Origin of the sequence: Mycobacterium ostraviense, assembly GCF_002705925.1 — a bacterium.
Lineage (GTDB): Bacteria > Actinomycetota > Actinomycetes > Mycobacteriales > Mycobacteriaceae > Mycobacterium > Mycobacterium ostraviense.
On the sequence record NZ_NKRE01000001.1, the window covers coordinates 4778039 to 4802643 of the forward strand.

Genomic DNA, 24605 nt, shown 5'->3' on the forward strand with positions numbered 1-24605 from the left:
AAGCAAACCAACGTGTGCGGCCAACAGTGGATACCTGATCCGGGTGCAATCACCCGTTGCGCGGCTGCGGCTTGCCCGGGTGCGCCGCTAACGCTCCGGACCCGCCGTATGAGGCCGAACGGCATGAAAATCGTTAGAGTAAACGGTATTTCGTTCAACTATGAGTTGTGTCGCGGGGTCCTGCGATGTCTTCCGGGATTGTCATTTCGCTGCCGCTTCCTTGGTGGCGAGGTCTACCGCCGATAGCGGGGAGCGGTGCGCTATGAGCTGGGTCACGTCATCTTGCCGACGGATCCGTCGAATAGACCGTTACCGACATCGGCAAATGCGTGGCGCAGCTCACAAAATACGCGTGATTCGGCTCACCGTGGCTCCGAAGGCACGAAGGTCGGGCCGCAGCTATAAACATGCGCTTGACCTGCGGAGACCATTGTGCGACCGTGTCGTGATCCGCTCGTTATAGAACCGAAATATCAGTTCGGCCGGGATGACGAATCCAAATCGTTATCGTACGGTGCGTTTAGCCCGAAATCGGGCATCAGTAGTTAAACACAATTGAATCCACGGATCCCGCGTGTGAGCGGAGCTGAGGGCGGCACGGATCTAGCACAGCCGTCGCAGCAGTCGGGCATAGGAACCCCCGACGGGCAACTCGGGCCCTCCGCTGTCGTGCCTAAACGAGACGGCACGTCTCAAAGCAGCAATTCCACCTGGACATCGCATCCAACCCACCGCCGTGGGCTGGCTCGCTTTGGCGCGCGCGCACCGCGAAAGGAACAATGTTGAAGAACGTCCGTAAGACGCTCATCGTCGCCGCGATCACCGGGACGCTCGTGACTGTGCCGTCCGGTACCGCCGCTGCGGACGAGGGCCTTGACCCGAACGCGGCGCCCGGCCCCGGTGCGGTGGGCTTCGACCCGAACGTGCCTCCGGCCCCGGACGCCTTTGCTCCGGGCGCCCCGGACGCCGCACCGGCCCCTGAGCTCGTGGGGTTCGACCCGAACGTGCCCCCGCCTGCGGCTCCCGACGCCGTGATCGCGCCTGTCGACCTGCCGGATGGGCCGGCCCCGGACGCCGCGCCGCCGGCCCCGGAACCGGTGGACTTCGACCCGAACATAGCGCCACCGCCGGCCCCGGACGTCCCGCCTCCGCCGCCGGCTCCCAAGGCCTACAGCGTGAACTGGGACGCCATCGCGCAATGCGAGTCGGGTGGCAACTGGGCCATCAATACCGGTAACGGCTACTCCGGCGGCCTGCAGTTCACCTCCGGCACCTGGCATGCCAACGGCGGTTCAGGCTCGGCGGCCAGCGCCAGCCGTGAGGAACAGATCCGCGTGGCCGAGAACGTACTGCATTCGCAGGGGATCGGCGCCTGGCCGGTCTGCGGTCGTCGCGGCTGACCACACCGCCAGGCGATATAGCCGAACACCGGGTGCCGGGCCTTCGGGCCCGGCACCCGGCGTATTCGGGGTCGCGTGCGCGCTGGGCCGCGCACCGCGAGTAGCGTCTGGCCAGTGACCGCAGCGCCGCGTGAATTCGACATCATCCTCTACGGGGCCACGGGTTTTGTCGGCAAGCTGACCGCCCAATACCTGGCTCGAGCCGGCGGCGACGCGCGAATCGCGCTGGCCGGCAGGTCGACCGAGCGATTGCTCGCCGTTCGCGACACGTTGGGAGAACCCGCGCGGTCCTGGTCGGTCGTCGCCGCCGACGCCGGGTCGCCCGCGACCCTCGAGCAGATGGCGGCCCGCACCCGTGTCGTCGTCACCACGGTCGGGCCCTACATGCGCTACGGGCTGCCGTTGGTGGCCGCATGCGCCGCCGCCGGCACCGACTACGCCGACCTGACCGGCGAGCCACCGTTTGTCCGTGACAGCATCGATCAGCACCACAAGCAGGCCGCCGACACCGGCGCCCGGATCGTGCATGCCTGCGGATTCGACTCGATCCCGTCGGATCTCAGCGTCTATGCGCTGTACCGCGCCGCGCACGATGACGGCGCCGGGGAACTGGGCGACACGCACTTTGTGGTCCGGTCCCTCGCCGGCGGGCTATCCGGCGGCACCATCGCGTCGATGCTGGAAATTCTGCGTGCCGTCTCCGCCGACCCCGACCTGCGCCGGCGATTCGCCGACCCGTACACGCTGAGCACCGACCGCGCCGCCGAGCCCGAACTCGGCCCGCAGCCCGACCTGCCATGGCGGCGCGGCAGTCAACTCGCTCCCGAGCTGCGCGGACTGTGGACCGCCGGGTTCCTGATGGCGCCGACCAATACCAGGATCGTGCGCCGCAGCAACGCGCTGTTGGATTGGGCCTACGGCAGGCGGTTCCGGTACAGCGAGCACATGAGCCTGGGATCATCGCTGCTGGCGCCGCTGGCGTCGGCCGTCATCAGCGGCGTCGGAAACGTGACGACCGGATTGGGCAGCCGATATTTCCGGCTGCTACCACAAGGGTTGGTGCAGCGGGTGGTGCCCAAGCCGGGCTCCGGCCCAAGCGTGGCGGTTCGCGAGCGTGGCTACTACCGGATCGAGACCTACACCACCACAACCTCGGGCGCCCGATATGTGGCACGCATGAAGCAGGACGGCGATCCCGGCTACAAGGCCACGTCGGTGCTGCTGGGAGAGTGCGGTCTGGCGCTGGCATTCGATCGCGACAAGCTCTCGGATCTGCACGGGGTGCTGACCCCGGCCGCCGCGATGGGTGACGCGCTGCTGTCCCGCTTCCCGGCCGCCGGTGTGTCGTTGCACACCGAGCGGCTGGCCTGAGCCGGTGACGCGTACGTCTAGGGTCAGAAGGGAGGTGGCTTGATATCCGACTCCGAAGGCAGCCCGCACCGATGCCCGGTCTTGATGATCTCTACACCCAGATTCCTACATCTGACATCGCGCGCACGCTCGGCGCCGACGAAACCGAGGTGGACGCGGCGGTCCGCACGTTGGTACCGGTGCTGCTTACCGGATTGCACCAGCATTCGCAGGATCCCGAACACGCCGGCCGGATCGAGTCAGTCGCCAGCAGCCACGCCGCGCGTGGCCTGCTCGACGCGGGCGGGGCGCTCGACCAGGTTGACCGGCGCGGCGAAGAGGAGGCCGAAGAGGTCGTCGCCACGCTATTCGCCGGCAACGACAGCGACCGGGTGGCATCGGTACTGGCCAGTGGTGGGGCCGGAAGGAGGGAACTTCTGCAGCGGTTGTTGCCGCTGGTGCTCCCGATCGTGCTGGCATACCTGGGAAATCAGCTCCGGCCGGGCGGCGCACTGCAGGGTACTGCGGTTCAGCACGAGGAAACGGGCTCCGGTGGCGGCCTGGCTCAGCTGCTCGGTGGGATCCTCGGGGGCGGAAATGATGAAACGTCCCTCGGCAACCTGCTGGGTGGCAGAGGCCGCGCGCTGGGGGACATCATCGGCGGGCTCCTCGGCGGCAAAAAGTAACCCGGCGCGATCAGTCGGCCGGACCGGATAACGAAAGGCAAAGCATGTCAGACACGCTCGGCGAAGGACAGCGGCTGCAGCGAGGGGAATCTTTGGTCTCCAACAACGGGGCCTACACCTTGACCCTGCAAGAAGACGGCAACCTGGTGCTCGCCGCCGACGGCACGCCGGTATGGGCCACGGCGACCGATGGCCAGGACGTGGTGCGCGCCGAGCTGCAGATCGATGGCAACTTTGTCCTCTACACGCCGGAGCGACCGGTCTGGCACAGCGACACCGTGGGCAGCAGGAGCGTCAGGCTGGTGCTCCAGGATGACCGCAACCTGGTGCTCTACGCCGCCGACGGCCCGGCCTGGGCCACCGGGACGCAGATCGACACGCCGCCGGCGGACCTGCAGAAATCTGTTGGCGCCCCGGAGGTGACCGGCGCGGCGCAGGCGGCGCAGCCCGTCGGGGAAGCGGCGCCCCTCGCAGCGGCGGTCGCCGACGAGCCGGCTGAGCCCGCGCTCAACACGTACACCGTGGCCTCCGGTGACACCTTGTGGGGCATCGCCGAACGCTTCTACGGTGACGGGAACAAATACCAGGTGCTGGTCGACGCCAACGCGATTCCCAATCCTGACCTGATCCATCCCGGCCAGGTGCTCACGATTCCGTGATCGGCTCCCTGACAGCCGTTCACCTGCGCTTTTAGGCGCCTCCACGCCGCGACGCGGCGGTTCCTAGAATTGACCGGTGACCGCGCGCGCCCGCTCCGACGCCGACCAGCTGCCCAAGTCGTGGGACCCGGGTGCGATGGAGGGCACCATCTACCAGAAGTGGCTGGATGCCGGTTACTTCACCGCCGACCCCAGCAGTCGCAAGCCCGCCTACTCGATCGTGTTGCCGCCGCCGAACGTGACCGGCAGCCTGCATATGGGCCACGCGCTGGAACACACCATGATGGACGCCCTGACCCGCCGAAAACGGATGCAGGGCTACGAGGTGCTGTGGCAGCCGGGCACCGACCATGCCGGTATCGCCACCCAGAGCGTGGTGGAAAAGCAGCTGGCGGTCGACGGCAAGACCAAAGAGGACTTCGGTCGTGAGCTGTTCGTCGAAAAGGTCTGGGAGTGGAAGCGGGAGTCGGGCGGGGCGATCGGTGGCCAGATGCGCCGGCTGGGTGATGGCGTGGACTGGAGCCGCGACCGGTTCACCATGGACGAGGGCCTGTCGCGGGCGGTGCGGACGATCTTCAAGAGGCTCTACGATGCCGGGCTGATCTATCAGGCCGAGCGGTTGGTCAACTGGTCGCCGGTGCTGCAGACGGCGATCTCGGACCTGGAGGTCAACTACCTCGACGTCGAAGGCGAGCTGGTGTCGTTCCGGTACGGCTCGTTGGACGACTCGCAACCCCACATCGTGGTCGCCACCACGCGCGTGGAGACGATGCTCGGCGACACCGCCATCGCGGTGCACCCCGACGACGATCGCTACCGCCACCTGGTCGGCACCAGCCTGCCACACCCCTTTGTCGACCGGCAGCTGATCATCGTCGCCGACGAGCATGTGGACCCCGAATTCGGCACCGGCGCGGTCAAAGTCACGCCCGCTCACGATCCGAACGACTTCGAGATCGGGATGCGGCACAGCCTGCCGATGCCCTCGATCATGGACACCAAGGGCCGAATCGCCGACACCGGAACCCAATTCGACGGCATGGACCGATTCGAAGCACGGGTCGCGGTGCGCGAGGCGCTGGCCGCCCAACGCCGCATCGTCGAGGAGAAGCGCCCCTACCTGCACAGCGTGGGACATTCCGAGCGCAGCGGGGAGCCGATCGAACCGCGGCTGTCGTTGCAGTGGTGGGTCCGGGTGGAGTCGTTGGCCAAGGCCGCCGGCGACGCGGTGCGCAACGGCGACACCGTGATTCACCCCGCCAGCCTGGAACCGCGCTGGTTCACCTGGGTCGACGACATGCACGACTGGTGCATCTCGAGACAGCTGTGGTGGGGTCATCGCATCCCGATCTGGTACGGACCCGACGGCGAAAAGGTATGTGTCGGACCGGACGAAACGCCGCCGGCGGGCTGGGAGCAGGACCCCGACGTGCTGGACACCTGGTTCTCCTCCGCGCTGTGGCCGTTCTCCACACTGGGCTGGCCCGAAAAGACGCCGGAGCTGGAAAAGTTCTATCCGACAAGCGTTCTGGTTACCGGCTACGACATCTTGTTCTTCTGGGTGGCGCGGATGATGATGTTCGGCACCTTCGTCGGCGGCGACGCCGCCATCACGTTCGACGGCCGCCGCGGCCCCCAGGTGCCGTTCACCGACGTTTTCCTGCACGGGCTGATTCGTGACGAGTTCGGCCGCAAAATGAGTAAGTCCAAGGGCAATGTCATCGACCCGCTGGAGTGGATGGACACGTTCGGAGCCGATGCGTTGCGGTTCACGCTGGCCCGCGGTGCCAGCCCCGGGGGCGACTTGGCGATCGGCGAGGACGCCGTCCGCGCGTCGCGCAACTTCACCACCAAGCTGTTCAACGCGACCCGCTACGCACTGCTCAACGGCGCCGTGCTGGCGCCCTTGCCGGCGCCGGCCGAGCTGACCGATGCCGACCGCTGGATCCTGGGACGACTGGAAGAGGTTCGCGCCGAAGTGGATTCGGCCTTCGACAGCTACGAGTTCAGCCGCGCCTGCGAGGCGTTGTATCACTTCGCCTGGGACGAGTTCTGCGACTGGTATGTGGAACTGGCGAAAACCCAACTGGCCGAAGGACTCTCGCATACCACAGCGGTACTGGCGGCCTCGTTGGACACGTTACTTCGGCTGCTGCACCCGGTGATCCCGTTCGTCACCGAGGCGCTCTGGCAGGCCCTGATGGATGGGGAGACCCCCGAAGAGTCGCTGGTGGTCGCCGACTGGCCGCAGCCCTCCGGGATCACTTTGGATCCCGTTGCTGCGCAGCGCATCAGCGATATGCAAAAGCTGGTGACCGAGGTGCGGCGATTCCGCAGCGATCAGGGTCTGGCCGACCGGCAAAAGGTGCCGGCCCGGCTGGCCGGTATCGACGAGTCGGACCTGAACACTCAGGTTGCCGCCGTGACATCGCTGGCATGGCTCACCGCTGCTGGTCCGGATTTCCGCCCGTCGGTGTCATTGGAAGTTCGGCTGAGCCGGGCAAGGGTCGTCGTTGAACTCGACACCTCCGGCACGATCGACGTGGCCGCTGAACGCCGCCGGCTGGAAAAGGAATTGGCCGCGGCGCAAAAGGAGCTGGCAGCAACCGGCGCCAAATTGGCGAACGCGGATTTCTTGGCCAAGGCGCCCGAAGCTGTCGTCGACAAGATCCGCGACCGGCAGCGGCTGGCGCACGAGGAAACCGACCGCATCACGGCCAGGCTGGCTGCGCTGCAATGAGTTTCGAGTCGACAGACCGGCCATCTACCGGCATGGCTCCCACGCCGGACGAGATCGCGTCGCTGCTGCAGGTCGAGCACCTGCTGGACCAGCGCTGGCCGGAGACTCGCATCGAGCCGAGCCTGACAAGGATCAGCGCGCTGCTGGACCTGCTGGGATCACCGCAACGTGGCTATCCCTCGATCCACATCGCCGGAACCAACGGCAAGACGTCGGTGGCGCGGATGGTCGACGCGTTGGTCACCGCGTTGCAGCAACGCACCGGCCGCACCACCAGCCCGCACCTGCAGTCGGTGGTGGAACGCATCTCGATCGACGGAAAGCCGATCAGCCCGGCGCAGTACGTGGCGACGTACCGGGAAATCGAGCCGTTCGTGCAGATGATCGATGAGCAGTCGCAGAATGCAGGCGGGCCGGCGATGAGCAAGTTCGAGGTGCTCACCGCGATGGCGTTCGCCGCGTTCGCCGACGCGCCCGTCGACGTCGCGGTGGTCGAGGTGGGTATGGGTGGACGATGGGACGCCACCAACGTGATCAATGCGCCGGTGGCGGTGATCACCCCGATCAGCAAGGACCATGTCGACTACCTCGGGAACGACATCGCCGGGATCGCGGGCGAGAAGGCGGGGATTATCCGTCGAGCCGAAGAGGGCTCGCCGGAAACGGTCGCGGTCATCGCGCGTCAGCGCCCGGAGGTCATGGAGGTGCTGCTGGGTCAGGCGGTCCGCTCCGACGCCGCGGTCGCCCGGGAGGATTCGGAGTTCGCCGTGTTGGGCCGGCAGGTCGCCGTCGGCGGTCAGGTGCTGCAACTGCAAGGTCTGGGCGGGGTGTACTCCGACATCTACCTGCCGCTGCACGGTGAACACCAGGCGCACAACGCGGTGGTGGCGCTGGCCGCGGTCGAGGCCTTCTTCGGCGCGGGCGCCCAGCGTCAGCTCGACGTCGAGGCGGTGCGGGCGGGATTCGCCGCGGTCACCAGCCCCGGCCGGCTGGAACGGTTGCGCAGCGCACCTACCGTGTTCATCGACGCCGCCCACAATCCGGCCGGGGCGGCTGCGCTGGCCCGGACGCTGGCCGACGAGTTCGACTTCCGGATGTTGGTCGGGGTGATCAGTGTGCTGGCCGACAAGGACGTCGACGGCATTCTGCAAGCGGTGGAGCCGGTGTTCGACTCGGTCGTGGTGACCCACAACGGGTCACCGCGCGCGCTGGATGTCGAGTCGCTGGCCGCGGCGGCCCGGGAGCGGTTCGGGCCCGATCGGGTGCTGTCCGCCGCGAACCTGAGCGATGCCATCGACACGGCAACCATGCTGGTCGACGAGGCGGCAGTTGATCCGGACGACGCGTTGTCCGGCACCGGGATTGTCGTCACCGGCTCGGTTGTCACCGCCGGCGCTGCCCGCACCTTGTTTGGTCGTGACCCGGAATGACCGAGCAACCGGCAGCGCCCACACCGCCGGCCGACCCGTGGAAGAGCTTCGGTGCGGTCATGGCCGCGACACTGCTTCTCGAGGCGATCGTGGTGCTGCTGGCGATACCCGTGGTGGGCGCGGTGGGCGGCGGGCTGAGTCCGGCATCGCTGGGGTATCTGATCGGGCTGGCCGCGGCATTGATCCTGCTTGCCGGGCTGCAGCGCAGACCGTGGGCGATCTGGGTGAACCTCGGCGTCCAGCTGGTGCTGCTCGCCGGGTTCGCCGTGTACCCGGGGGTCGGCTTCATCGGCGTGCTGTTCACCGGGGTATGGGTGCTGATCGCCTACTTCCGGGCCGAGGTCCGGCGGCGGGAGCGAGGGGGAGCGTCGCCGCCGGGCTGAGCCGGGCCTGCCGTGCGAGTTCAACGCTGGCCATCTACTCTTAGCCACCGTGACCGAACGGACCCTCGTACTGATCAAGCCTGACGGTGTGCAACGCGGACTGATCGGCGAGATCATCGGCCGCATTGAGCGCAAAGGCCTCACCATCGCGGCGCTGGAGCTCAGGAACGTCAGCGACGAGCTGGCCGGCCGTCATTACGCCGAGCACGAAGGCAAGCCGTTCTTCGGGTCGTTGCTCGAGTTCATCACCTCGGGGCCGGTGGTGGCGGCCGTCGTGGAGGGGCCGCGAGCGGTCGCGGCTTTTCGCCAGCTGGCCGGCGGCACCGACCCGGTGGACAAGGCCACGCCTGGCACCATCCGGGGTGACTTCGGCTTGGAAACCCAGTTCAACCTGGTGCATGGCTCCGATTCGGCCGAGTCGGCGCAGCGCGAGATCGCGCTCTGGTTTGCCGGCGCTTAACCCGGGACGCCGGCCGGTGAGCCGGATTCACCGGTGTGCGGCTCAGACGAGGGTGATCCGATCCAGTGATATGGGATACTGACTGCGGGTGAACGTCGCCGGACCGGCGTCGAACACCCGAATGAAGACTTCGGCAAGCGCGACCATCGCCATCCGATGGGGCGCGGCGTGTCAAGCCGTCATTCAGCACGGCGCCGAGTGTGCTCGCCTGAGCGGCTCGGAGCAAGACCATTACAAGTCCGGGAGAAGTGACCCGGGCACATAGCGGAGCCCTCGCGTGGCCGCGTCGAAACGACGCGCCCGGGGGCTTGAGGAGAATACGTGGTAGACGGTGCCCCATCTTCAGACCCAAAAGAGCCGACACAGCGTGAGGAACTGCCGGACCGACTGAGAGTCCATTCGCTGGCACGAACGCTGGGGACCAGCAGCAGGCGGGTGCTCGATGCGCTCAATGCGCTGGACGGTCGAATCCGCAGTGCACATTCCAGTGTGGACCGGGTCGACGCGGTCCGGGTGCGCGACCTGCTGGCCGAAACGCCCGCCGAAGAATCCACCGAAGCCAACCAAGCCAAAGAAGAACCAAACGCTGAACCCAGTGTCGCCGCGGCGGCTGTTGCACCGGACGAAGCTGACGAAGCCCCGGAACCCGAATCCCGGCTGCTGCTGGAAACGCAGGAAACGGTCCAGGTCGTCGAGACCCGGGTGGAGCGGCCGCATTACCTGCCGTTGTTCGTCGCGCCGCAGCCGATTCCCGAGGCGATCGACGAGGACGACGGCACCGATGACGAGGCGGCCGACGATGCCGACGATGACGACGAACAGGAGCAGATCGACCGGCCGAGCGGTCGGCGGCGTCGGCGTGGCCGTCGGGGCCGTGGTCGGGGACGCGGTGAACAGGGTGGATCCGACGGCCCAGGCGAAGATGACGGCGATGAGGGCGACCGGAAGGCGGTTGGCGATTCTGCCCGTTCCGACGACTCCGAGGGTGACGATTCAGCGGACTCCGACGACACCGACGCCGGCGACGAGGACAACGGTTCAGCAGAGAGCGCCAGCCGTCGTCGCCGGCGTCGCAGACGGCGCAAGTCGGGTTCCGGAGAGGACGGCGACGACGGCCCGGCGCCCGACGATCCGCCCAACACCGTCGTGCATGAACGTGCGCCGCGCAACGGCGGCTCCGGAGACGATGAGTCCGGCGGCAACGAGATCAAGGGCATCGACGGCTCGACCCGGCTGGAAGCCAAACGGCAACGCCGCCGGGACGGCCGCGACGCCGGGCGGCGCCGCCCACCGGTACTGACCGAGGCCGAATTCCTGGCCAGACGTGAGGCCGTCGAGCGGGTCATGGTGGTGCGTGACCGGGTCCGCACCGAGCCGCCGCACCCGGGCACGCGCTACACCCAGATCGCGGTGCTGGAAGACGGCATCGTCGTCGAGCACTTCGTGACGTCTGCTGCTTCCGCGTCTTTGGTGGGCAACATCTACCTGGGCATCGTGCAAAACGTGCTGCCGTCGATGGAGGCGGCCTTCGTCGACATCGGTCGCGGCCGCAACGGTGTGCTCTACGCCGGTGAAGTCAACTGGGACGCAGCAGGCCTTAACGGGTCCGACCGCAAGATCGAACAGGCCCTCAAACCCGGTGACTACGTCGTCGTCCAGGTCAGCAAGGACCCGGTGGGCCATAAGGGCGCACGGCTGACCACGCAGGTGTCGCTGGCCGGCCGCTACCTGGTCTACGTGCCGGGCGCGTCGTCGACCGGGATCAGCCGCAAGCTGCCCGACACCGAACGCCAGCGGCTCAAAGAGATCTTGCGCGAGGTGGTGCCGTCCGACGCGGGAGTGATCATCCGCACCGCGTCCGAGGGGGTCAAAGAGGGCGACATCCGTGCCGACGTCACCCGGTTGCAGGAGCGCTGGCAACAGATCGAAGCCAAGGCCGCCGAGGTCAAGCAAAAGGCGGCCGGCGCTGCGGTGGCGCTCTACGAAGAACCGGATGTGCTGGTCAAGGTCATCCGCGACTTGTTCAACGAGGACTTCGCCGGCCTGGTGGTCTCCGGCGACGAGGCGTGGACCACGATCAACGACTACGTGAATTCCGTTGCGCCCGACTTGGTTTCGAAATTGACTAAGTATGAGGCGGCTGAGCTCGCTGAGGGTCAGACGCGTCCCGATGTCTTTGCGGTGCATCGTATCGACGAGCAGCTGACCAAGGCGATGGACCGCAAGGTGTGGCTGCCGTCGGGTGGGACACTGGTGATCGACCGGACCGAGGCCATGACGGTGATCGACGTCAACACCGGCAAATTCACCGGCTCCGGGGGCAATCTCGAGCAGACCGTCACCAAGAACAACCTGGAGGCGGCCGAGGAGATCGTGCGTCAGCTGCGGCTGCGTGATATCGGCGGCATCGTGGTCATCGACTTCATCGACATGGTGCTGGAGTCCAACCGCGACCTGGTGCTGCGCCGGCTGACCGAGGCGCTGGCCCGCGACCGCACCCGTCACCAGGTGTCCGAGGTGACCTCGTTGGGCTTGGTCCAGCTGACCCGCAAACGCTTGGGAACCGGCTTGATCGAGGCCTTTTCGTCGTCGTGTCCCCAGTGCAGCGGTCGCGGGATCCTGCTGCATGCCGATCCGGTGGATGCCGCGCCGGCTACCGGGCGAAAGTCGGAATCCGGAGGCCGGCGGAATAGGCGTTCGAAGAAGAGCCGCGCCGAGGAGCCCGGTGAGAAGGGGACCGTGGCCAAGGTTCCCGCTCACGCACCCGGCGAGCATCCAATGTTCAAAGCGATGGCCGCCGGCTCGTCCTTGGGACCAGGCCGTGGGGACGGGGAACCCGAGGAGTCCGGTGAGGAACTCGCAGCCGCGATCGACGAAGACACTGCGGTGCCGGTGTCCAACGGCATAGATGACCTCGAAGACACCGAAGATGCCGGCGAGCCCGACGACATCGAAGACTTCGAGGACACCGACGAGGACACCGACGAGGACGAAGAACTCGACGACGAGGAGCTCGATGACGACGAGCTCGACGACGACGACCTCGGTGATGACGACCTCGATGACGAGCTCGACGTTGATGATTCCGACACCGATGACGAGGACACCGACTCCGAGCCCGCCGACAGTCCCGACGGGCCCGGACCCGTCGAGGCGGCCTCGTCGCCGGAACGTTCGCGGCGGCGACGAGCGGCGGGCAGGCCGGCCGGTCCGCCGATCCATGTGGACTGACCGTCACGACCGCTGCGCCGGTTTGACCCTCTAGCCGCTGGTCACGTAACCTGGGTCAGTTGTCGCCAGGCTGCCAGCCTACGACGGCGATCCGGCCCAATCGCGCCTGCGGTGGCGCTGTGGTGCCGAATCGCGAACCAGACCCGCACGCGTAAGCCACCGCTGACGCGTGCCCGCAAGAGTAAGCACGACAACGAGCAGAGGTGCACCCACGATGGCGACCTACGCAATCGTCAAGACCGGCGGCAAGCAGTACAAGGTTGCCGTCGGAGACGTGGTCAAGGTCGAAAAACTCGAATCCGACCCCGGCGCGAAGGTGTCGCTGCCGGTCGCCTTGGTCGTCGACGGTGCCACCGTCACCACCGATGCCAACGCCCTGGCCAAGGTCGCGGTGACCGGCGAGGTCCTCGAGCACGTCAAGGGTCCCAAGATCCGGATCCACAAGTTCAAGAACAAGACCGGCTACCACAAGCGGCAGGGCCACCGTCAGCAGCTGACGGTCCTGAAAGTCACCGGCATCGCGTGATGAGCCGTCAGGCGAAGAACAGACAATCCTGAGCGGAGGCGACAAAAATGGCACACAAGAAGGGCGCTTCCAGCTCGCGCAACGGTCGGGACTCGGCCGCGCAGCGGCTGGGTGTCAAGCGGTTCGGCGGCCAGGTAGTCAAGGCCGGCGAGATCCTGATTCGTCAGCGTGGCACCAAAATCCATCCCGGCGTCAACGTCGGCCGTGGCGGGGATGACACGTTATTCGCCAAGGCGGGCGGGGCGGTCGAGTTCGGCATCAAGCGTGGGCGCAAGACCGTCAGCATCGTGCCGCGGCCCTAAGCGCTTCACGAGCGTAACGACAGGGCGGTATCGCGGGCTTTGTTTCGCCCTCACGTCACATTCGGAGGGTTGGTAACCGATGCCCCGGTTCGTGGATCGGGTGGTCGTTCACGTGCGGGCGGGCTCGGGTGGTAACGGCTGCGCCTCGGTTCATCGGGAGAAGTTCAAGCCGCTGGGCGGTCCCGACGGCGGCAACGGCGGTCGCGGCGGCAGCATCGTGTTTGTGGTAGATCCGCAGGTGCACACCCTGCTCGACTTCCATTTCCATCCCCACATCACCGCGCCGTCGGGCAAACCGGGAATGGGCAGCAACCGCGACGGTGCTGCGGGCGCCGATCTGGAGGTCAAGGTGCCCGACGGCACGGTCGTGCTGGACGAAACCGGGCGGCTGCTGGCCGATCTGGTCGGCGCCGGCACCCGCTTTGCGGCCGCCGCCGGTGGCCGCGGCGGATTGGGCAACGCCGCGCTGGCCTCGCGGGCCCGCAAAGCCCCCGGATTCGCCCTGCTTGGCGAACCCGGACAGTCCCGCGAGCTCACCCTGGAACTCAAGACCGTCGCCGACATCGGGCTGATCGGATTCCCGTCGGCCGGAAAATCGTCGCTGGTGTCGGTCATTTCGGCGGCCAAACCCAAGATCGCCGACTACCCATTTACCACCCTGGTGCCCAATCTCGGCGTGGTCTCGGCGGGTGAACACGCATTCACCGTCGCCGACGTGCCCGGCTTGATCCCGGGCGCTGCCCAGGGCCGCGGTCTGGGCCTGGATTTCCTGCGGCACATCGAGCGGTGCGCGGTGCTGGTGCATGTCGTGGACTGCGCGACCAACGAGCCGGGCCGCGACCCGATCTCCGACATCGACGCGCTGGAAGCCGAACTCGCGGCCTACACACCCACGCTGAGAGGCGACGCGGTGCTCGACGATCTCACCGAGCGGCCCCGGGCGGTGGTGCTCAACAAGATCGACGTCCCCGAGGGCCGGGAGCTGGCCGAGTTCGTCCGCGACGAGATCGCCCAACGCGGCTGGCCGGTGTTCCTGGTGTCCACTGTCACCCGGGAGAACCTGCAGCCGTTGATCTTCGGGCTGTGGCACATGGTTGCGCGATACCGCGCCGCACAGCCTCAGGTGGTGCCGCGACGCCCGGTGATTCGTCCGGCGCCCATCGACGACAGTGGTTTCGACGTGCAGCCCGACGGCCACGGCGGCTTCGTGGTGACCGGCGCCCGGCCAGAGCGCTGGATCGGCCAGACCGACTTCGACAACGACGAGGCCGTCGGCTATCTCGCGGACCGTCTGGCGCGTCTGGGTGTCGAGGACGAGCTGCTGCGGCTGGGCGCCCAGCCGGGGTGCGCGGTGACGATCGGTGACATGACTTTCGACTGGGAGCCGCAAACTCCCGCGGGCGGTCACGTCGCGATGTCGGGCCGGGGCACCGATGCGCGCTTGGAGCGCAGCGAGCGGGTCGGCGCCGCCGAACGCAAGGCGGCCCGCCGGCAGCGACGCGAACGCGGTGAGAAATGAAGGCCAGTCCGCACCGGGAAGTCATCCGGACCGCGCGCAGCCTCGTCGTCAAGGTCGGGACGACGGCACTGACCACGCCGTCGGGGATGTTCGACGCCAGCCGGCTGGCCGAGCTCGCCGACGCGATCGAGGCGCGGATGAAGGCGGGCACCGACGTCGTCATCGTGTCCTCGGGCGCGATCGCCGCCGGCCTCGAGCCGCTTGGATTATCGCGTCGGCCAAGAGATCTGGCGACCAAACAGGCCGCCGCCAGCGTCGGACAGGTGGCGCTGGTGAACTCGTGGAGCACCGCGTTCGCCCGGTACGGCCGCACGGTGGGGCAGGTGCTGTTGACCGCCCACGACATCTCGATGCGGGTCCAGCACACCAACGCCCAGCGCACCCTGGACCGGCTGCGGGCGCTGCACGCGGTGGCGATCGTCAACGAGAACGACACGGTGGCCACCAACGAGATCCGCTTCGGCGACAACGATCGGCTGTCGGCACTGGTTGCTCACCTGGTGGGCGCCGAGGCGCTGGTGCTGCTGTCCGACATCGACGGGCTGTACGACAGCGATCCCCGAAAACACCAGGGGGCCCGGTTTATCCCCGAAGTGTCCGGGCTCGCGGATCTCGACGGCGTTGTCGCCGGGCGCAGCAGTCACCTGGGTACCGGCGGAATGGCGTCCAAGGTGTCGTCGGCGTTGCTGGCCGCGGACGCGGGGGTGCCGGTGTTGCTGGCTCCCGCGGCGGACGCGGCGACGGCGCTCACCGATGCGTCGGTGGGTACGGTGTTCGCGCCGCGACCGGGACGCATGTCGGCGCGGCGATTCTGGGTGCGCTATGCCGCCGAGGCCGCGGGTTGGCTGACGCTCGACGCCGGTGCCGTGCGTGCCGTCGTGCGGCAACGCCGGTCGTTGCTGCCGGCGGGCATCACCGCGGTGTCGGGCAAGTTTTTCGCCGGTGACGTGGTCGAACTTCGTGCACCCGACGCGACCACGGTGGCCCGCGGTGTGGTCGTCTACGACGCGGCCGAGCTGGCCGCAATGATGGGCCGGTCCACCTCGGAGTTGCCCGGTGAACTGCGGCGGCCCGCGGTGCATGCCGACGACCTGGTGCCCGTGTCACCCGTTTAGCCCTGACGATGCCGAGGTGGCTTTGAGATACAGTGCGCCCCAAACTATTTCGGTCAGCGTGTTGGCCAGCTCGGCGTCCAACTCGGGTGGTTTCGCCGGCAGGCTCTGCTGGCAGACCCGCTCGACCATCCAGGTCAGCGCATCGGCGGTGGCGGTCGCGGGCAGTTCGGCACGGATGGAGCCGTCGGCCTGGCCGCCCTCGATGACACTGGCCAGGCGCCGGGAGATGGCGCTCAGCAGATCGCGATAGGTTTGTGCCGCCATCGGGTCGTAGCCGGCCATCTCGCTGAGCGCGACCAGTAGTGGCTGATGACGCCGAAAGCTGGCGATGATGCCCGTCATGGCGGCGCGGACATCCTGAGGATTGTGTCGCCAGGCCACGTCCCACCACTGTGCGGCGCGGTGCGCCAGGTCGTCGAAGACCTGGCCGGCCAACCGGCGAAGCAGGTGGCCCTTGTCCTCGAAGTAGATGTAGAAGCTGGCGCGGGAGATGCCGGCCGCGGTGGCCAGCCGATCCACGCTGAGCTCGGTGAAGCTGGCGCCCTCGTTCATCAGCTGTTCGGTGGCGTCCAGCAGCCGGCGTTCCAGCTGCTCTCGTCGCTGCCGGCGGTTGGCCAGGGTGTTGCGAGTTACCGATGGCATCTCTCGTTTTGCGCCTTTCTTCGGTTTCGGGCGAGCATAACCGTCGATTCGACATCTTGACTAGACACTATGTCTAAACCTATGGTCATGGGCGTGGCTGCTGGTACCCGTGCCTACGACACCATCGATCTGTCCTCGCGTAAGTTCTGGGCCTTGACCGCGGCCGAGCGGGAACGCTCGTTCGCGGTGCTGCGGTCCGAGCGTCCGGTGAGCTGGCACCGACCGGTCGACGACGCCCTGCTCCAAGATCCCGACGACCCTGGTTTTTGGGCGGTGACCCGGCGTTCCGACATCGTCACGGTCAGTCGCACCAACGAGGTGTTCCTGTCCGGCAAGGGCGTGCTCTTCGAAAACGTGCCCGTGGACCTGCTGGAAGGGTCGCAGTCGTTCCTGGCGATGGACCCGCCGCGACACACCAAGCTGCGCAAGCTGGTCAGTGCGGCGTTCACCCCGCGGCAGGTGCGCCGCATCGAGGACTCGATCAAGACCAACGCCAAGGCCATCGTCGAAGAGCTGCGCGCGGCCGGCAGCGGTGTCGACTTCGTCGAGCACTGCGCCAAGGAACTGCCGATGCGCACCTTGTCGGACATGGTCGGGATTCCCGAATCCGAACGTGAGCCGGTGGCACATGCCGCCGACGCGTTGGTCTCCTGGGCCGACCCCGTCTACCTCGACGGGCGCAACCCGGTGCAAGTCCTGTTCGAGAACCAGGCGTATCTGCATCAGCTGGCCGCCGAGCTGGCCGCCGAACGGCGCGACCACCCCGGCGACGACCTGTTCAGCGGCCTGGTGAACGCCGAGGTGGACGGCGACCGGCTCTCCGACGCCGATGTGGCGGCGTTCTTCGTGTTGCTCGCGGTGGCCGGCAACGACACCACCCGCCAAGCCACCAGTCACACACTGAAGGCGCTCACCGACTTTCCCGACCAGAAGGCTTGGCTGTTAGCGGATTTCGACAATCGGATCGGCACGGCGGTCGAGGAGTTCATCAGATGGGCTACCCCGGTGATGACGTTTCGCCGCACGGCCGCAACGGATTTCGAGCTGGCCGGCCAGACCATCACCGCCGGCGAGAAGGTGGTGATGTTCTATGCGTCCGGCAACCGGGACGAGGACGCGTTCGCCCATCCCGACCACTTCGACTTGAGTCGCAGTCCCAACCCGCATGTCGGCTTCGGCGGCGGCGGTGTGCACTTTTGCCTGGGCGCTCATGTGGCCCGGGCGCAGCTGCGCGCCATCTTCGGCGAGCTGCTGCGGCAGTTACCGGACATCGAGGCCGGCGATCCGGCCTACGTGCCGGGCAACTTCGTGCACGCTATTCGCAGCATGTCGTGCACGCTCTAATGGGCCGCTCTAATGGGCCGCGGGCCCGCCAGCTCGGCGGCCAGCAGTGGCAACGTCTCCGAGCACCCGCCGTCGACCTTCACCGCGGCCACGTCGTCGCCGCGGGTGGGTCCCCGGTTGACGATCGCGATCGGGATCGCCAGGGCGGCGGCGCGGCGCACGAATCGGTAGCCGGAGAACACCGTCAGCGACGAGCCGGCGACCAGCAGCGCCTGCGCCCCTTCGAGCAGTGAATATGCCTGGGCTACACGGTCTTTGGGCACGTTTTCACCGAAGTAGACGATATCGGGCTTGAGTATGCCGGCGCAGCACGGACAGTCGAGGTAGCGAAACGATGCGGTGTCGGCGGCCGAGGCGATGACGGCGTCCGCGTCGGGAGCCACCGCCAATCCGCCGACCGCCGCGGCGCGTTCGGCGAATCCGGGGTTGAGCGCTTCGAGCTTTTCGGCCAGCGCGGCACGGCTCATGGTGTGGCCGCAACTCAGGCACGCCACCTGCGCGTAGGTACCGTGCAGATTGATCACGTTACGGCCGCCGGCTTTGGTGTGCAGCAGATCGACGTTCTGGGTGATCACGCCGGTCACCACCCCGGCCCGCTCCAGCGCGGCCAGCGCCCGATGTCCGGCATTGGGCACGGTGTGGTCCATGTGCCGCCAGCCGCAATGATTGCGGGCCCAGTACCGCCGGCGAAACACCGGATCCGAGGTGAACTGGCCGATGGTCATGGGATTGCTCGGCGGTGAGTCAGGTCCCCGGTAATCGGGTATGCCGGAGTCGGTGGAAATTCCCGCACCTGTGAGCACCGCGACCGGGCGGCCGGCCAGCAGCGCGACGAGTTCGGGGGAGTCCACCCAACCGAGCCTAGGCATCCGCCGACACCCCGTCACCCGATCTCGATCGTGGTACCGCGACAATGGAGGGCAATGAGCTTCTATTCCGCATACCGGCACGGGTTCGTGCGCGTCGCCGCGTGCACGCACCACACCACGATCGGCGACCCCGCGGCCAATGCCGCCTCGGCACTGGGCCTGGCGCGCCAGTGCCACGACGACGGCGTCGCGCTGGCGGTGTTTCCCGAGCTGACGTTGTCGGGGTACTCGATCGAGGACATCCTGCTGCAGGACGCCCTGCTCGACGCCGTCGAGGACGCGCTGCTAGACGTGGTCGCGCAGTCCGCCGACCTGCTACCGGTCCTGGTGGTCGGCGCGCCGCTGCGGTATCGGCATCGCATCTACAACACCGCGGTCGTCGTCCATCGCGGCGCCGTGCTGGGTGTGGTCCCGAAGTCCTATCTGCCCACCTACCGGGAGTTCTACGAGAGCCGGCAGCTGGCGGCCGGCGACGATGAGCGTGGCAGCCTGCGGATCGGTGGATCGGACGTGCCGTTCGGCCCCGATCTGCTCTTCGCGGCGTCGGATCTGCCCGGATTCGTCCTGCACGTCGAGATCTGCGAGGACATGTTCGTCCCGGTACCGCCCAGCGCCGAGGCGGCGCTGGCCGGAGCGACCGTGTTGGCCAACCTGTCCGGCAGCCCGATCACCATCGGGCGCGCCGAGGACCGCTGCCTGCTGGCCCGCTCGGCGTCGGCGCGGTGCCTGGCCGCCTATGTCTACGCCGCCGCCGGCGAGGGGGAGTCGACGACTGACCTGGCGTGGGACGGCCAGACAGTGATCTGGGAGAACGGGGTGCTGCTGGCACAATCCGAGCGCTTCCCGAAGGGAGAGCGTCGCTCGGTGGCCGACGTGGACACCGAGCTGCTCCGATCAGAGCGGCTGCGGATGGGTACTTTCGACGACAATCGGCGTCACCACCGGGCAGCAGTGGAGTCGTTCCGGCGCATCGAGTTCCGGGTCGATCCGCCCACCGGCGACATCGGCTTGTGGCGAACCGTCGAACGGTTCCCGTTCGTGCCCGCCGATCCGCAACGGCTGCAACAGGATTGCTACGAGGCCTACAACATCCAGGTGTCCGGCCTCGAGCAGCGGCTGCGGGCACTGAACTACCCGAAGGTGGTCATCGGCGTGTCGGGCGGTCTGGACTCCACGCACGCGCTGATCGTCGCCGCCCGTGCCATGGACCGCGAAGGCCGGTCGCGCAGCGACATTCTGGCGTTCACCCTGCCCGGCTTCGCCACCGGTGATCGCACCAAGAGCAACGCGGTCAAGCTGGCGCGGGCGCTGGGCGCCACCTTCGAGGAAATCGATATCCGTGACACCGCAGCGCTGATGCTCAACGAAATGGGCCATCCGTTCGCGCGCGGTGAGAAGGTCTACGACGTCACGTTCGAGAACGTGCAGGCCGGTCTGCGCACCGATTATCTGTTCCGCATCGCGAACCAGCGCGGCGGCATCGTGCTGGGCACCGGGGACCTGTCCGAGCTGGGCCTGGGCTGGTCGACATACGGTGTCGGCGACCAGATGTCGCACTACAACGTCAATGCCGGGGTGCCCAAGACGCTGATCCAGCACCTGATCCGCTGGGTCATCTCCTCGGGCGAATTCGACGAGCAGGTGTGCGAGGTGCTGCAGTCGGTGCTCGACACCGAGATCACTCCGGAGCTGGTTCCCAGCGGTGAGGAGGAGGAACTGCAGAGCAGCGAGGCGAAGGTGGGACCCTTTGCATTGCAGGACTTCTCGCTGTTCCAGGTGCTGCGCTTCGGGTTCCGGCCGTCGAAGATCGCGTTCCTGGCCTGGCATGCATGGAGTGACTCCGAGCGCGGCACGTGGCCACCCGGCTTCCCGCACGACAAGCGGCCGTCCTACTCGCTGTCCGAGATCCGGCACTGGCTGCAGGTTTTCGTTGAGCGGTTTTATTCGTTCAGCCAGTTCAAACGTTCGGCAATGCCCAACGGCCCCAAGGTGTCGCACGGGGGCGCGCTGTCACCGCGGGGGGATTGGCGTGCCCCGTCGGATATGCCGGCGCGAACCTGGCTCGAGCAGATCGAACAGGAAGTGCCGCAAGACTGAACACGACTTAAAGATGTTTCGGTAATAGAGTGAATCGCTGCGTGGGTTCTGTGGCAGGAAAGTCTGTAGACGGCGGTCGGGGACGGGCTACAGAATGCCTGCGCCGGCGGGACTTTCAAGGTCTTGAGGATCGGCGGATGGCCGCAGCCGATATGTTTGCGCCCGCGGCAAGCATCAGATCGACGTAGTAGACAAGCTGGGCGTTTCGGCGCGGACTGTGTCGCTGGCCTACCGGCCTCACGTCAGCGAGGCTGCGCGGGTGCTGCACGACCTGCACGCCCACGTCAGCGACGACAAGGTCACCTTGATCGAGGACGATCCTGGATCGAAACATTCAGATCTCTAAATCCCTTGTGTCACTGTGGTTTCTGTGGTCACATGATGGCGGTTCTTGTCGGTGGTCCTTCGTAACATGTCAGGCATGGGTTCGGGCAGTCGTGAGGCGATCGTCGAGGTCTTCAACGCGCTCGACGCGGACCTGGACTGCTTGTCACGTCCGGGGCTGGGCCAGCACCGGGCGCACCGACATCAACGACCTCACCCTGGCTTGCGGGATCGACAACCGACTCGTCGAGAAAGGTTGGCGCACCCGCAAAAACGCCCACGGCGACACCGAATGGATACCCCCGGCGCACCTGGATCACGGGCAACCCCGCACCAACCCCTACCATCGCCCCGAAAGATTCCTACGCGGCGACGGCGGCGACGACGACGAACCCGATTGACGCTTTAAATTTGTTGGCAAAGCGGCAGATAGCCCTGTGCCGCCAGCCGCGCCAGGACCCCGCCGCTGTCGATGATGTCGAGGATCAGGTTCGGCAGTACGGGCACCGTTCCGCAGGCTCCGGTGGTGTCGTTACGCCAGCTGCCCTCGCTCAGATCGAAGGTTGCGCGATCGCCCTCGCGAAAGATACTGGTGGCGTTCGGAACTGTCATCGCGGGCAGCCCGGCGTTGACCGCATTGCGGAAGAACAGGGAGTTGAATTCCTCGGCGACCAGACCCGCGATACCGAGCTCGACGAACAGGGCCGCAACCGGCCGCGACGACCCGACGCCGAAGTTCCTGCCGGCCACCAGGATATCGCCCGGCGACACCTGATCGGTCCAGCCGGGACGAAGTTGGTGAAAAACGTGCCTGGCCGCCTCGGGCGGATCCATCTTCATGGCAAAGCCGGGGTACATGGCATCGGTATTCAGGTTGTCGCCGAAGACCCACACCCTGCCGCTGAAAGTGAGTGTCATGCAGCCAAACTCCTCGGGTCGGTGATGTAACCGGTGACCGCTGAGGCGGCGACGGTCGCCGGTGCGGCCATGAAGATCCGCGCCTCGGTGCTGCCCATCCGCCCGGTGAAGTTGCGGGTGCTCGAGGTGATGCACACCTCGCCGGGCCCGACCACCCCCATGTGGTAGCCGAAGCAGGTGGCGTTGGTGACGACCGCGCCGGCGTCGGCGATGTCCTGTAAGTAGCCCAGCCGCATGGCCTCCCGGTACACCGCTTGGGAAGCGGGCGTGACCAGCAGCCGCACCCCCGGCGCTACGCTGCGGCTCGGCCGCCAGGGTCTGCTCGAACACCGCGGCGTCCACCACCCGTTTGTCGGGCAGATGGCCACACCGCTTGGGAAATGACTGGTCCTCCAACTGGATCGCGGCCACACCGGCGTTGTCATAGGAGCGGACGGTGCGCACCACGTTCCTGGGGGCGCCGTAGCCGGTGTCGGCGTCGGCGATCAGCGGAATGTCGCCCAGCACGCCGACGACCATCCGCGCCCGCGCGGCCATTTCCGACGCGGTGACCAGGCCGATATCGGGTAGGCCGAAACCGGAGGCCGCCACCCCGGATCCGGTGAGATACGCCGCGTGGTGACCGGTGCGTTTGGTCAGGTGCGCCGAGATTCCGTCGAAAAGCCCTGGCGCAATGACGAGTTCACCTGTGTCGAGGAGGGCTCGCAGTCGCCGGCGAGCCGGTGTGGTTGGCATGGATGGTCGGTCCTCTCCGCTGTTGGTCAAAGTTGTTATACACATATAATGACATGTCGCGAGGCGCAACCGCAGGATATGGAAGCATGGGCGCCGTGCACCAAACCAGGGGGAAAACCGCATCCGTGTCGGCCACCGCCGGGGTGCCGCTGCACCGGCAGCTCTTCCTGGTGCTGCACGACGAGATCGAGCGCGGCGTCCTTGCCCCGGGCGATGCGCTACCCACCGAGCAGGCGCTGTGCGAGCAATTCGGAATTTCCCGGATCACCGTGCGGCGCGCCCTGGCCGATCTGGCCGAGCAGGGATACATCCAGCGCAAGCACGGCGTGGGTTCTTTTGTGCGGGAACGGGTTCCAGCAGACCGGTCGGCGCCGGGCCGCTCGTATCTGGACGGGTTACGCCAGACCCAGTTCGAGACCGAGGCCGAGATCGTCGAACTCGGGGTACGGCGACCGCCGCATGCGGTGGCGCAGGCGCTGCAGACGACCGGCGAGCTGCTCCACGTGGTGCGGTTGCGGCGGCAACGCCGCACCGGCGAGCCGTTGATCCTGAGCGACGTCTGGTTGCCGGCCGAACTGGCCGACACGCTGACCGAATCCGCGCTGCGCAAAGCACCGCTGTACGAACTGGTGAGGCGAACCGGGGTGGTCGTGGATCGCGTGCAACACGAGATCACCGCCGAAATCGCCGGTCCCCGTAACGCGCAGCTCCTCGAGACGGCGATCGGCGCCGCGCTGCTGCGGATCAATCGGCTGATATTCGCGGCGGGCGTGCCACATCGCTACCAGTCCGTACTCTTGTCGCCGACCCGCAGCCGCGTGCTGCTGACGCAGTCCTCCGATGAACTCGAGACCGCCGACGGTCTGGCGATCGCCCACGACGTGCGCCGCAAGCCTACGTGAGGGCCGCCTCGATCGCAGCTGCGGCGGGAGCACAATTTCCCGCACCTGCCACCGTGGTCGACAGTGCCCCTGCCGCGCAGGCTCGTTCTAGCGCGCGCAGTCGTTGGGCCGGCGAAGCCGGGTCCGGTGGCCAATGGGCAGCCAGCACCCCGGCGAAGACGTCACCGGCCCCGGTGGTGTCCACCGCGGTCACTGCGGGGGCGGCCACGTCCAGTTCGCCGTCGACACCGACGTAGCGGGCGCCGCGCGACCCGAGGGTGACCACGAGGTGGGCCGGCGGCCAACGCCATTGCTCGGCTTCGGACTCGTTGGCGATCACCACGTCCGCCACCGCCGCCAATTCGGGCCCGGCGCCGTGCAGTCGGCCGGCCGGGGAAGCATTGACCATGACGACCGCCCCGGCCGACCGGGCCTGCCGGGCCGCGGCCACCGCCGCGTCCGGCGGAATCTCCAACTGGGTCAGCAACACGTCGCAGTCGCCGACCGCCGCGGGCGGCAGCTTCAGCTGCCCATTCGCGCCGGGAGCCACCACGATGGCGTTCTCGGCGCCGGTATCGACCACAATGATCGCCGTCCCGCTCGGGCCCGGCACCCGGACCATTCCGTCAATGCCAACACCGTTGGCCAGCAGGTGGGCCCGCAACTGGTCGGCGGCCGCGTCGTCGCCCACGGCGCCGACGAACTGGACGTGCGCGCCCGCGCGCGCCGCCGCCACCGCCTGATTGCCGCCCTTGCCCCCGGGCGCAGAGGTCAGTGCCGACGCCAGCACCGTCTCGCCCGGGCGCGGCAGGGTGGTGACGACGAACGTCAGATCCATGTTCAGGCTGCCCACCACACAGACTCGCCGCGCCGTCATTGTGCCGACGATAACAACGCTCGCCCCAGGTCATCACATTGTCGGCAAACATCGTTTACACGCGCGTGTCGGCGCTAGTCTGCGAGGTGATTCGGTGCTTGTAGAGCGGAAGCAAAG

21 protein-coding genes and 2 pseudogenes are annotated in these 24605 nt (G+C 67.2%); 18 read left to right on the forward strand and 5 right to left on the reverse strand.

Annotated features, from left to right (window positions below):
• The first annotated feature begins 782 nt into the window (after positions 1 to 782).
• From CDN38_RS22280 to proB, 13 genes are all read left to right on the forward strand, one after another.
• Positions 783 to 1400 (forward strand): transglycosylase family protein, encoded by a 618-nt coding sequence (locus tag CDN38_RS22280; protein WP_075512967.1) that lies wholly within the window; start codon positions 783 to 785, stop codon positions 1398 to 1400.
• Between the two features lie 114 nt (positions 1401 to 1514).
• Positions 1515 to 2771 carry a saccharopine dehydrogenase family protein gene (locus tag CDN38_RS22285; RefSeq protein ID WP_075512933.1) on the forward strand — a complete coding sequence of 419 codons (1257 nt, stop codon included), beginning with the start codon at positions 1515 to 1517 and terminating at the stop codon, positions 2769 to 2771.
• 71 nt (positions 2772 to 2842) lie between these two features.
• A complete protein-coding gene (locus tag CDN38_RS22290) occupies positions 2843 to 3436 on the forward strand; it encodes a DUF937 domain-containing protein (protein WP_075512934.1) in 594 nt (197 codons plus the stop codon).
• Positions 3437 to 3480: 44 nt separating this feature from the next.
• Positions 3481 to 4095 carry a LysM peptidoglycan-binding domain-containing protein gene (locus tag CDN38_RS22295; RefSeq protein ID WP_075512935.1) on the forward strand — a complete coding sequence of 205 codons (615 nt, stop codon included), beginning with the start codon at positions 3481 to 3483 and terminating at the stop codon, positions 4093 to 4095.
• A gap of 76 nt (positions 4096 to 4171) precedes the next feature.
• A complete protein-coding gene (locus tag CDN38_RS22300; protein ID WP_075512936.1) occupies positions 4172 to 6835 on the forward strand; it encodes a valine--tRNA ligase in 2664 nt (887 codons plus the stop codon).
• A complete protein-coding gene (gene folC / locus CDN38_RS22305; RefSeq protein ID WP_075512937.1) occupies positions 6832 to 8265 on the forward strand; it encodes a bifunctional tetrahydrofolate synthase/dihydrofolate synthase in 1434 nt (477 codons plus the stop codon). The genes CDN38_RS22300 and folC overlap by 4 nt, the downstream gene beginning before the upstream one ends.
• Positions 8262 to 8648: a DUF4233 domain-containing protein gene (locus CDN38_RS22310; RefSeq protein WP_075512938.1), complete on the forward strand. Its 387-nt coding sequence runs from the start codon at positions 8262 to 8264 to the stop codon at positions 8646 to 8648. The genes folC and CDN38_RS22310 overlap by 4 nt, the downstream gene beginning before the upstream one ends.
• A 49-nt stretch (positions 8649 to 8697) precedes the next feature.
• A complete protein-coding gene (gene ndk / locus CDN38_RS22315) occupies positions 8698 to 9108 on the forward strand; it encodes a nucleoside-diphosphate kinase (RefSeq protein WP_075512939.1) in 411 nt (136 codons plus the stop codon).
• 321 nt (positions 9109 to 9429) lie between these two features.
• Positions 9430 to 12339, forward strand: a complete 2910-nt coding sequence (gene rne, locus CDN38_RS22320; protein ID WP_075512940.1) for a ribonuclease E — start codon at positions 9430 to 9432, stop codon at positions 12337 to 12339.
• A 214-nt stretch (positions 12340 to 12553) separates the two neighbouring features.
• Positions 12554 to 12865 carry a 50S ribosomal protein L21 gene (gene rplU / locus CDN38_RS22325; RefSeq protein WP_075512941.1) on the forward strand — a complete coding sequence of 104 codons (312 nt, stop codon included), beginning with the start codon at positions 12554 to 12556 and terminating at the stop codon, positions 12863 to 12865.
• 47 nt (positions 12866 to 12912) lie between these two features.
• Positions 12913 to 13167, forward strand: coding sequence for a 50S ribosomal protein L27 (rpmA, locus tag CDN38_RS22330; RefSeq protein ID WP_075512942.1), 255 nt, complete (start codon positions 12913 to 12915; stop codon positions 13165 to 13167).
• Positions 13168 to 13246: 79 nt separating this feature from the next.
• Positions 13247 to 14686, forward strand: a complete 1440-nt coding sequence (gene obgE / locus CDN38_RS22335; RefSeq protein ID WP_075512943.1) for a GTPase ObgE — start codon at positions 13247 to 13249, stop codon at positions 14684 to 14686.
• Positions 14683 to 15801 carry a glutamate 5-kinase gene (gene proB / locus CDN38_RS22340; protein WP_075512944.1) on the forward strand — a complete coding sequence of 373 codons (1119 nt, stop codon included), beginning with the start codon at positions 14683 to 14685 and terminating at the stop codon, positions 15799 to 15801. Before obgE ends, proB begins: the two co-directional genes overlap by 4 nt.
• Here proB and CDN38_RS22345 read toward each other — a convergent pair.
• Complete coding sequence (locus CDN38_RS22345) at positions 15790 to 16443, reverse strand: TetR/AcrR family transcriptional regulator (RefSeq protein WP_075512945.1); 654 nt, start codon at positions 16441 to 16443, stop codon at positions 15790 to 15792. The two genes, proB and CDN38_RS22345, sit on opposite strands and share 12 nt — an antisense overlap.
• A gap of 87 nt (positions 16444 to 16530) precedes the next feature.
• Between CDN38_RS22345 and CDN38_RS22350 the strand changes: the two genes are divergently transcribed.
• Positions 16531 to 17787 carry a cytochrome P450 gene (locus CDN38_RS22350; RefSeq protein WP_075512968.1) on the forward strand — a complete coding sequence of 419 codons (1257 nt, stop codon included), beginning with the start codon at positions 16531 to 16533 and terminating at the stop codon, positions 17785 to 17787.
• Here the strand turns inward: CDN38_RS22350 and CDN38_RS22355 are convergent.
• Entirely contained in the window at positions 17784 to 18656 is an 873-nt protein-coding gene (locus CDN38_RS22355) for a Sir2 family NAD-dependent protein deacetylase (RefSeq protein ID WP_075512946.1), read from the reverse strand. The two genes, CDN38_RS22350 and CDN38_RS22355, sit on opposite strands and share 4 nt — an antisense overlap.
• Before the next feature lie 54 nt (positions 18657 to 18710).
• Here CDN38_RS22355 and CDN38_RS22360 point away from each other — a divergent pair, with 54 nt between their 5' ends.
• From CDN38_RS22360 to CDN38_RS22365, 3 genes and pseudogenes are all read left to right on the forward strand, one after another.
• Positions 18711 to 20753: an NAD(+) synthase gene (locus CDN38_RS22360; protein ID WP_075512947.1), complete on the forward strand. Its 2043-nt coding sequence runs from the start codon at positions 18711 to 18713 to the stop codon at positions 20751 to 20753.
• A 217-nt stretch (positions 20754 to 20970) separates the two neighbouring features.
• Positions 20971 to 21099: a hypothetical protein gene (locus tag CDN38_RS31955; RefSeq protein ID WP_267888311.1), complete on the forward strand. Its 129-nt coding sequence runs from the start codon at positions 20971 to 20973 to the stop codon at positions 21097 to 21099.
• A 145-nt stretch (positions 21100 to 21244) separates the two neighbouring features.
• A pseudogene (locus CDN38_RS22365) lies at positions 21245 to 21478 on the forward strand (hypothetical protein); the annotation flags it as partial.
• Between the two features lie 4 nt (positions 21479 to 21482).
• Here CDN38_RS22365 and CDN38_RS22370 read toward each other — a convergent pair.
• Positions 21483 to 21995, reverse strand: a complete 513-nt coding sequence (locus CDN38_RS22370; protein WP_075512241.1) for a LeuD/DmdB family oxidoreductase small subunit — start codon at positions 21993 to 21995, stop codon at positions 21483 to 21485.
• Positions 21992 to 22853 (reverse strand): annotated as a pseudogene (locus CDN38_RS33135) (isocitrate lyase/PEP mutase family protein). Before CDN38_RS33135 ends, CDN38_RS22370 begins: the two are co-directional and overlap by 4 nt.
• Here CDN38_RS33135 and CDN38_RS22385 point away from each other — a divergent pair.
• A complete protein-coding gene (locus CDN38_RS22385) occupies positions 22817 to 23632 on the forward strand; it encodes a GntR family transcriptional regulator (RefSeq protein ID WP_075512239.1) in 816 nt (271 codons plus the stop codon). The pseudogene CDN38_RS33135 and the gene CDN38_RS22385 sit on opposite strands and share 37 nt — an antisense overlap.
• On the opposite strand, the gene CDN38_RS22390 is transcribed toward CDN38_RS22385, so the two are convergent.
• Positions 23625 to 24488 (reverse strand): ribokinase, encoded by an 864-nt coding sequence (locus CDN38_RS22390; protein ID WP_099319181.1) that lies wholly within the window; start codon positions 24486 to 24488, stop codon positions 23625 to 23627. The two genes, CDN38_RS22385 and CDN38_RS22390, sit on opposite strands and share 8 nt — an antisense overlap.
• Positions 24489 to 24605: the final 117 nt, after the last annotated feature.

What these genes read in the sequence shown, in the direction of transcription:
- CDN38_RS22290 (WP_075512934.1), top strand. Translation starts at nt 2,843, where the DNA reads ATGCCCGGTCTTGATGATCTCTACACCCAGATTCCTACATCTGACATC.
- CDN38_RS22295 (WP_075512935.1), top strand. Translation starts at nt 3,481, where the DNA reads ATGTCAGACACGCTCGGCGAAGGACAGCGGCTGCAGCGAGGGGAATCT.
- folC (WP_075512937.1), top strand. Translation starts at nt 6,832, where the DNA reads ATGAGTTTCGAGTCGACAGACCGGCCATCTACCGGCATGGCTCCCACG.
- CDN38_RS22310 (WP_075512938.1), top strand. Translation starts at nt 8,262, where the DNA reads ATGACCGAGCAACCGGCAGCGCCCACACCGCCGGCCGACCCGTGGAAG.
- rplU (WP_075512941.1), top strand. Translation starts at nt 12,554, where the DNA reads ATGGCGACCTACGCAATCGTCAAGACCGGCGGCAAGCAGTACAAGGTT.
- rpmA (WP_075512942.1), top strand. Translation starts at nt 12,913, where the DNA reads ATGGCACACAAGAAGGGCGCTTCCAGCTCGCGCAACGGTCGGGACTCG.
- obgE (WP_075512943.1), top strand. Translation starts at nt 13,247, where the DNA reads ATGCCCCGGTTCGTGGATCGGGTGGTCGTTCACGTGCGGGCGGGCTCG.
- proB (WP_075512944.1), top strand. Translation starts at nt 14,683, where the DNA reads ATGAAGGCCAGTCCGCACCGGGAAGTCATCCGGACCGCGCGCAGCCTC.
- CDN38_RS22345 (WP_075512945.1), bottom strand. Translation starts at nt 16,443, where the DNA reads ATGCCATCGGTAACTCGCAACACCCTGGCCAACCGCCGGCAGCGACGA.
- CDN38_RS22350 (WP_075512968.1), top strand. Translation starts at nt 16,531, where the DNA reads ATGGGCGTGGCTGCTGGTACCCGTGCCTACGACACCATCGATCTGTCC.
- CDN38_RS22355 (WP_075512946.1), bottom strand. Translation starts at nt 18,656, where the DNA reads ATGCCTAGGCTCGGTTGGGTGGACTCCCCCGAACTCGTCGCGCTGCTG.
- CDN38_RS22360 (WP_075512947.1), top strand. Translation starts at nt 18,711, where the DNA reads ATGAGCTTCTATTCCGCATACCGGCACGGGTTCGTGCGCGTCGCCGCG.
- CDN38_RS22370 (WP_075512241.1), bottom strand. Translation starts at nt 21,995, where the DNA reads ATGACACTCACTTTCAGCGGCAGGGTGTGGGTCTTCGGCGACAACCTG.
- CDN38_RS22385 (WP_075512239.1), top strand. Translation starts at nt 22,817, where the DNA reads ATGGGCGCCGTGCACCAAACCAGGGGGAAAACCGCATCCGTGTCGGCC.
- CDN38_RS22390 (WP_099319181.1), bottom strand. Translation starts at nt 24,488, where the DNA reads ATGACGGCGCGGCGAGTCTGTGTGGTGGGCAGCCTGAACATGGATCTG.